Raw genomic sequence first — 8,103 nt, forward strand, 5'->3', positions numbered from 1 at the left:
CAATAGCCGGTTTTGAGACGTTTCTCGATCCGGTCTTCATCGACCTCGATACCAAGTATGACCGCGCCGTTCATGGTGGCCGCCAATGGTTGAGCACCGCCCATACCGCCATAGCCTCCGGTCAGGATGAACCTGCCACGCAGGTCTCCTCCGAAATGCTTCTGCCCGCAGGCGGCAAAAGTTTCGTAGGTACCCTGCAGGATCCCCTGGGTGCCGATATATATCCAGCTACCTGCGGTCATCTGGCCAAACATGATCAGGCCCAGCTTTTCCAGCTCACGGAATTTTTCCCAGTTGGCCCAATGCGGTACCAGGTGAGAATTCGCAATCAGTACCCGCGGGCAATGTTCGAAAGTGCGAAAGATACCGACCGGTTTGCCGGACTGCACCAGCAGGGTCTCATCTTTTTCGAGGCTTTTGAGGCTGTCGACGATCGCGTGGTAGCATTCCCAGTTGCGGGCCGCCTTGCCGGAGCCTCCATAGATGATCAGCTCCTCCGGTTTTTCAGCCACTTCCGGATCGAGGTTGTTGCGAAGCATGCGCATAGCGGCTTCAGCATGCCAGCTCTTGCAGGTCTTTGCGGTGCCGCGATCAGCTTTGACCGGCACATATTCTGTATTTGACATAGCTTACTCCTTGAGTTTATCATACCATTAGCAAATAAACTATATCAGCAAACGGCAAAGTCAAGCCAAATAGACCATGGAGAAGCCATGTCCACTGACGAGGAGAAACGTGAGAACTACAATAATCTGCGCCAGACAGCTTACGACCGGGGAATCGACCTGTTTGGAGTATGCCGGCTCGATTTTGATCCGGATTATTACCACAAAGATATCTGCGCTGTCGCCAAGCAGATGACCCACGCGATTTCCCTCGCTGTCGCGCTTTTACCCCAGGTTTTCGATACGATCGAAGATGGCCCCAATGATATCTACAAGACGCATTACCGCCAGGCCAACAGCCTGTTAGATAATGCCAGCTTTCATCTCAGCCAAAAAATCCATCGTCTCGGCCACAAAGCGCTTCCGATCGCGGCGTCTTTTACCGTCGATGAAAAAATGCAGAGAGGGCATCTTTCCCATAAACAGGTAGCGGAACTGGCCGGTTTGGGATGGCGTGGAAGAAACAACCTGCTGGTCACCAAAAAATTCGGTTCGATGGTCAGGCTGGCGACGGTTTTGACCGATACTCCTCTTGAGAGCGACAGGCGGGCTGAATTTGAATGCGGGCAATGCAAAGCCTGTATCAAAGCTTGTCCCGCGGACGCTCTGGGTGAAAAGGTCGAGGACTACAACTTCGACCGATGCTATGACAAGCTGGTAGCCTATGCAAAGAGGAAGAATTTCGGACTGCTGATTTGCGGTCATTGTATCAAGGTCTGCAAACCGAGGTGAGTAACATGGATGTTAAACCTGTCAAGTTAATCTGTGGATTAATTTACCATGAAATCGATATTTTAAGGGAAGTCACGGAAGTGATGATCGAGAATTTCGGATCGATCGACAATGAAAGTGATGTCTTCGATTTCGATCATACCGATTATTATCAGGATGAGATGGGCGACAAACTGACCCGCAAGTTCGTTTCCTTCGAAAAACTGATCCAGCCCGACCGCCTGGCGGAGATGAAAACCCGCGCCAACCAGATAGAGACGCAATTCGCCCGTAAAAACAACGGTTCACGGGGCCGCTGTGTCAATATCGATCCGGGCTATATCGAGCTGTCCAAGCTGGTTTTAGCCTCGACCAAGAACTTTTCTCACAGGATTTATCTCGACCGCGGAATCTATGGCGAAGTGACTTTGATTCGCAAGGGGGACAGTTTTATCGAACTGCCCTGGACATACCCCGATTACCTCAACCCGGTCACTCTGGAATTTCTGGAAAATGTGAGAAATACTTACAAGACTCAATTAAGAAAAGAAGTCAAACCGGATATCTTTCGTATCCCGGCTATGATCTTCAAAAGAGCCAAAGCCGAAGTATCTCTGACATAGCGGTGACAAGCTTAACCGAAATCACTAAACCTGCTTATCCATTATGCGATAGAGAGTATTGAAGAAGAGATCGTCCAGAACTGAAAGATCGAGATTTATCAAATCGTTGATGATAAGTTTATCACCCGCAACCAGGCCGATTATATCATAATCAATCTCCATCTTGTCCAGACGATTCTGGACATCCGGTTTTTTAGTCGGGCCCACAGTAATAATAAAGCGTGACTGGCTTTCCGCAAACAGGAGGGTGTCATTGCGCAGATCCGATCTCAAGTTTACCCGGCACCCGACCTGCTTTTCCCTATCAGAAATACAGCATTCCGCCAGCGCCACCGCCAGCCCGCCATCGGAGATATCATGGCAGGACTTCAGCGCGCCGGCTTTGATCAGTTCCAGTATCGCCTGCTGGTTTTCTTTTTCGTAGTCGAGGTCGAGGTCGGGGATGTCACCACGGATTTTATCATGAATCACTCGCAGGTATTCCGATCCGCCGATTTCATCTTTAGTCTTGCCGATCAGGATAATGACGTCGCCCTCGTCTTTGAAGTTCTGGGTGGTGATATGTTTGAGGTCGTCGATAATTCCCATCATGCCGATAGTTGGAGTCGGATAGACCGCCCGATTGCCGATCTGGTCTTCATTATAGAAAGATACATTACCCCCGGTAACCGGGGTATTGAATTTACGGCACGCCTCTCCCATACCCATCACCGCCTCATAGAAACACCAGTACATCTCCGGCTTATACGGATTGCCGAAATTCAGGCAATTTGTGATCGCCACCGGACGGGCACCCGCAGCGATGACATTGCGGGCCGATTCGGAAACCGCAATCATCGCGCCCCGCTTCGGATTGATATAGCAATACCGGCCGTTACAATCGGTAGCAAAAGCGAGCGCGCGGTTGGTCTTGCGGATACGTAAAACAGCCGCATCCGAACCGGGAAACACCGCCGTATTGGTGCGGACCATATGGTCGTACTGACGATAGACCCACTCTTTGGATGCGATCGAGGGCGAGGATAAGATTTTTTTCAACGTCTCATTATAATCGGACGGTTCAGTTACCTGTGCCCTATCCAGCTTACGGATTTCATCGAGATACGATGGCCGCTTACGCTCACGTTCATAGACCGGAGCACCGCCTCCCAAAACCAGATGGTAAGCCGGTACCTGGGCCACCTGTTCGCCCTTGTGGGTGACAGTTACCAGGCCGTCGTCGGTAACTTCGCCGATCTGGACCGCCGGGAGATCCCATTTCTCGAAAACCTCCAAAAGAGGTTTTTCATGGCCTTTTTTACCGACCACCAGCATCCGTTCCTGCGACTCTGAAAGCATGATCTCATAGGGGATCATCCCTTTCTCACGAACCGGAACTTTGTCCAGGTCGATCGTCATCCCGGCGCCATCCCCGCGATCCGACATCTCGGTGGTCGAGCAGGTGATTCCGGCCGCGCCCATATCCTGAACACCGATCACGAGGTCTTTTTCTATGATCTCGAGCGTGGCCTCCAGCAATAGTTTCTCGGTAAACGGATCGCCGATCTGTACCGAGGGTCGCTTGCTCTCAGATTTTTCTGAGATCTCTTCGGAGGCGAAAGTCGCCCCATGGATACCATCACGCCCTGTCGAGGACCCGACTATGAAGACCGGGTTGCCTTTGCCTTTGGCAGTGCCTGAGACGATGCCGTCGGATTTGACGATCCCGACCGCCATGGCGTTGACCAATGGATTGCCCAGGTAGCAGTCATCAAAATAGACTTCGCCACCAACTGTGGGCACACCAAACGAGTTGCCATAGTCACCGATCCCCCGCACCGCGCCATCGAATAAATAGCGCGCCCGGGCATGAGTCAAATCGCCGAACCGCATCGAATCCAGTGCCGCGATCGGACGCGCGCCCATAGTGAAGATATCGCGCAGGATACCACCGATCCCGGTCGCCGCCGCCTGGTAGGGTTCGACAGCGGTGGGATGATTGTGGCTTTCGATTTTGAATACAACCGCCAGGCCCTCGCCGATATCGACCGCGCCGGCATTTTCCTCGCCGGCCTTGGTCAGAAGCGCGCCACCTTCACGTGGCAAAGTTTTCAGGACCGCAATCGAGTTTTTATAGGAGCAATGCTCCGACCACATGACCGAGAAAATTCCCAATTCAGTATAATTGGGGTTGCGGCCGAGGATTTCGAGCATCTCTTTGTATTCATCTTCCGAGAGACCGTGCTCAAGTGCCAGTTCTTTGGTGACTTCCGGTTCCTGCATAGCAACTCCTTGGTTTGAAACGGCAATTTCCGAAAAACAAAGGACGGTGTCAACGGCAAAATCGGAGAAAAATGAGGACATTCCAGACTGTTGCGCCCTGCTGAACCTCAGATTATCAAACAACCTGAGCGACAGAATTACGCTATAAACTTACGCGCTCAGTACAAGAATCTCATTGTACACATACTTGATATGTTTATCACATTTTGTTATATTGAATCCCCGGAGATCAGATCCCGTTTGGTCGTTCTCACAATACCTGCATCCGGGATTGATTGAACCTGTATAATTCGATAGATGGGAATAAGGTAATGCGTCAGTCAAGCTTGAGATTTTCATTTACGCTTAATAGCATTTTATTGGTACTGATTTTCTGCGGTTCGACACTCAGCGGGCAAAACTACCTGGAGGAAATAGATCACCATTGGGTTGAGCCAGAAGAGATTCCTCGGTTGGAGGATCAAGGTCAGAATGTATTGTAGTTTTCTCGCATAATTACAGCGCAATAGTTCCAGCAATAGATAAAATTGATGCCTTAAATGCGATTGAAGAAGCTATTAATACTGATAATGAAAACATTACTATTCCGCGGATTAAGAAACATGTACTAAGAGAAATCCTATTTATAAAAGGAATGCAATAATGAAGTATATTATCCCTTTAGACGGTAACACTGATCCCTATGGAGTAAACGGTCATGGTCCCGTTGGCGATGACTACATAAGCAATAATGATAAGAATCCATCTATTAATCATCAAAGTCGCAATTGTATCAATTCGTCTTTTTAAGACCGCCCATACCGCCCCGGTAGCGCTCGATCCGCTCACGCAACTCCTTGCGCTGCTGCATCATCATAGAAAACGGGGTAGCATCGATCGTATCCCCGGCCGATAGACCGGAAAGGACATGGGTGTAATCCAGGTTGGCATCGCCCACAGTCACGATCTCGGGCACGAATTCACCGTTGCGCTTGACCATGATGACCTTCTTGTCGGCCATCGCCTTGCGTCGCTCCATCATCTCTTTACGGAACTGGCGCCGTTCTTCAGGGGTCATCGACTTCATCTTCTCCATCATCTCCTCGCGACTGGGTCGTTTGTCCTCGGTAGGAATTTTCTCCTGCCCCATCGAAAGTTCCCCGCTCAAACCCATCTCCTCGGGATTCTTGACAGCGTCGTTGGGGACCAAGACGACATCGTAAGCCTCGGAGGTGACGACCTCGATCGTGCAGTTCATACCCGCTTTAAGCATATCATTGCGGTTATCTATTTTAGTGGTGACCTCAAAGACAGTAACATTCTGGTCGACAGTTGCGATCGGCGCGATCTTTTCGACCACGCCCTTGAATTTCGTATCCGGGTAAGCATCGGCTTCGACCTCCACACGCTGGCCGAGTTGAATCTGGCCGATATCGGTCTCATCGACATCCGCCACAACATAGACCGAATCCATCTGTGCCACCTGTACGATCGTAGTACCGCCGGAGACATTGGTCACACCCGATGAAATAATCTGCCCTTCCTCGACCAGTTTGCGCAAAACCAGCCCGTTCATAGGCGATCGAATATCGGTATCCTCCAGGCGTTCTTCTGCGGTCGATAGCGATGAGGTCGCTCGCACCAGGGTTGCGCGGGCTTGTTCCAAAGCGACCTCGGCCTCATCAAGCTCTTTCTCCGACAACAGGTTCTGGTCGAAAAGCTTCTTCTGACGGTTGTACTCGCGCTCTTTTTGGCGCACGGCGACTTTGGCCACCCGGTGATCAGCTTCAGCCTGCCGGTAATCATTGTAGGCTGTTGTGGTATCAAGAATGCAGATCAATGAATCACGGTAGATATAGTCGCCGACATCGATTCCCATCTTGATGATTTCACCCGAGGCTTTGGATTTGACCTCGACGGTCTGTACAGGTTCGATCGTTCCGTTGGAATGAATAGAAACGAGCAGGTCGCCTTTTTTTGCGACAGCGATCTGTTGTGTGATTTCGAATGGATTCTCCTCGGCGTTCCCCTCATGTAGAAAAAAGTACCAGGCGGCTGCACCGCCGGCAATAATTACCAGTGCTATTATTACAAATTTCTTCATTAAAAGCTCCGTCTTACAGCCTTATACACACATGTACGTAACAAGTTTAGACACCTAAAGTAATAAAAAATCACAGCAAAACAAGTAGATTGGAATACTGCTTATGATTTTGATGCTTGACCGGGGCGTGGGTTTGTATTATCAATCCCGGTATGAATTTCTCTAAAGATGAAATCATCAGGTTGACCGAAAAGGTCTCCTGTGCCGGATGAGCCTCGAAACTGGGTGCAGGTGCACTCTCCGAGGTGATCGGCGCGTTGCCGATAATTCATGACGAAAACCTGCTGGTCGGTTCTTCTACCGCCGACGATGCCGGGGTATATCGCATTTCCAAGACCGAAGCGCTGATACTGACGGTCGATTTCTTTCCACCGATCGTCGATGATCCATACACTTTCGGTCAGATTGCGGCCGCCAATGCCCTTTCCGATGTTTTCGCGATGGGTGGCAAACCCCTGGTGGGTTTAAATATCGCTTGCTTTCCAGCCGATATGCCGTTGACCATACTGGCCGACATACTGCGCGGGGGACAGGACAAGGTGCATGAAGCCGGGGCACTCATTGTCGGCGGACATACGGTCAAGGATAAAGAAATCAAGTACGGTGTGGCGGTCACCGGCAGGATCCTGATCGATGATATCAAGACCAACTCTTCAGCTGTGGTCGGTGATCTGCTGATATTAACCAAACCGCTCGGCACCGGGATCATATCGACCGCCCTCAAGCGCGGGAAAGCTGAATCACCCGATGTCGATTACATCATGAAACAGATGAGCGCGCTCAACAATATCGCTTCGGACGCCATGGTACGGCATAATGCCTCCTCGGCCACTGATATCACCGGTTTCGGGTTGATCGGGCATGCTCTCGAAATGGCTCGCGGATCAAATCTCACTTTCAGGCTGAAATCGGACGATATTCCCCTGATTCCAAACGCCTTAAGGTATTCATCCGAAGGTTTCATCCCGGGAGGCCTGAACGACAACCGCAGGACTTTCGAGCCGGAAGTTAATTATCTAAGCCAACCCGAAAAAGCGCGTGATCATTTGCTCTATGACCCCCAGACCTCCGGTGGCCTGTTGGTTTCAGCCTCGCCCCGGAATGCGAAAGCTATTGTGGAGGAGATCAAGTCACGTGGCTCGGAAGCAGTGATAATCGGCGAAGTGGTAAGAAAAGAACAAAAACCAATAGTGATCGAGTAGATGCAGAGTTACGAATTCAAACCGATCGGGCTGATACGGACGCCCTATAAAACACCCTCCGAGTGTCCCCGCCAGGGATATCATGGCCGAGGTGTTCAAGCGACAATCGAATTAAACGAAGAATTCGTCGATGGGCTTAAAGATCTGGAGGGGTTTTCTCACCTGATTCTTTGCTGGGTATTTCATAAGTCAGAGGGTTATAAGCTTCTGGCTTGTCCGCCCGATGAAACCGAAACGCATGGTGTTTTCGCCACCCGTTCGCCTAAGAGGCCAAACCCGATCGGGTTGACCGTGGTGAAGCTGTCAAAAATCGAAGGTTCGATTCTGTATATCGAGGATCCTGACATGGTCGACGGCACCCCGCTCTTGGATATCAAACCCTACCTGCTTCCACCCGATAGTTTAGGCGAAGTCAGACGTGGCTGGCTGGATTCAAGCAGGCACGGTTGATCTCACTCTTCGCGATTCATCTTATCCAGTTCAGCCAGGTTCTTTTTATCACCAATCAGGACCAGGGTATCGCCCTCCTCCAGCTTGGTATTGGCCGACGGATTGAA

General features: G+C 50.6%; 8 protein-coding genes. 4 read left to right on the top strand and 4 right to left on the bottom strand.

Annotated features, from left to right (window positions below):
* The coding region (locus GF404_01515; protein MBD3380852.1) for a urocanate hydratase at positions 1-626 on the bottom strand (626 nt) is incomplete at its 3' end.
* Between the two features lie 87 nt (positions 627-713).
* Here GF404_01515 and GF404_01520 point away from each other — a divergent pair.
* Positions 714-1,397, top strand: a complete 684-nt coding sequence (locus GF404_01520) for a hypothetical protein (GenBank protein MBD3380853.1) — start codon at positions 714-716, stop codon at positions 1,395-1,397.
* A gap of 5 nt (positions 1,398-1,402) precedes the next feature.
* Positions 1,403-1,999 (top strand): DUF4416 family protein, encoded by a 597-nt coding sequence (locus GF404_01525; protein ID MBD3380854.1) that lies wholly within the window; start codon positions 1,403-1,405, stop codon positions 1,997-1,999.
* Positions 2,000-2,023: 24 nt separating this feature from the next.
* Here GF404_01525 and purL read toward each other — a convergent pair whose 3' ends face one another.
* Together purL and GF404_01535 are read right to left on the bottom strand one after the other, a co-directional pair.
* Positions 2,024-4,261, bottom strand: coding sequence for a phosphoribosylformylglycinamidine synthase subunit PurL (purL, locus tag GF404_01530; protein MBD3380855.1), 2,238 nt, complete (start codon positions 4,259-4,261; stop codon positions 2,024-2,026).
* A 772-nt stretch (positions 4,262-5,033) separates the two neighbouring features.
* On the bottom strand, positions 5,034-6,344 hold the full coding sequence (locus tag GF404_01535; protein ID MBD3380856.1) for an efflux RND transporter periplasmic adaptor subunit: 1,311 nt from the start codon (positions 6,342-6,344) through the stop codon (positions 5,034-5,036).
* A 173-nt stretch (positions 6,345-6,517) separates the two neighbouring features.
* Here GF404_01535 and selD point away from each other — a divergent pair, with 173 nt between their 5' ends.
* Positions 6,518-7,546, top strand: a complete 1,029-nt coding sequence (gene selD, locus GF404_01540) for a selenide, water dikinase SelD (protein ID MBD3380857.1) — start codon at positions 6,518-6,520, stop codon at positions 7,544-7,546.
* Complete coding sequence (gene tsaA / locus GF404_01545) at positions 7,547-7,996, top strand: tRNA (N6-threonylcarbamoyladenosine(37)-N6)-methyltransferase TrmO (GenBank protein ID MBD3380858.1); 450 nt, start codon at positions 7,547-7,549, stop codon at positions 7,994-7,996.
* A gap of 2 nt (positions 7,997-7,998) precedes the next feature.
* Here the strand turns inward: tsaA and GF404_01550 are convergent.
* The coding region (locus GF404_01550) for a potassium:proton antiporter (GenBank protein ID MBD3380859.1) at positions 7,999-8,103 on the bottom strand (105 nt) is incomplete at its 5' end.

The sequence above is a fragment of the Candidatus Zixiibacteriota bacterium genome, assembly GCA_014728145.1.
Taxonomy (GTDB): domain Bacteria; phylum Zixibacteria; class MSB-5A5; order JAABVY01; family JAABVY01; genus WJMC01.

Excerpts from the sequence above, each read along its gene's own strand:
- GF404_01525 (MBD3380854.1), top strand. The coding sequence starts at position 1,403 with ATGGATGTTAAACCTGTCAAGTTAATCTGTGGATTAATTTACCATGAA.
- tsaA (MBD3380858.1), top strand. The coding sequence starts at position 7,547 with ATGCAGAGTTACGAATTCAAACCGATCGGGCTGATACGGACGCCCTAT.
- purL (MBD3380855.1), bottom strand. The coding sequence starts at position 4,261 with ATGCAGGAACCGGAAGTCACCAAAGAACTGGCACTTGAGCACGGTCTC.
- GF404_01535 (MBD3380856.1), bottom strand. The coding sequence starts at position 6,344 with ATGAAGAAATTTGTAATAATAGCACTGGTAATTATTGCCGGCGGTGCA.
- GF404_01520 (MBD3380853.1), top strand. The coding sequence starts at position 714 with ATGTCCACTGACGAGGAGAAACGTGAGAACTACAATAATCTGCGCCAG.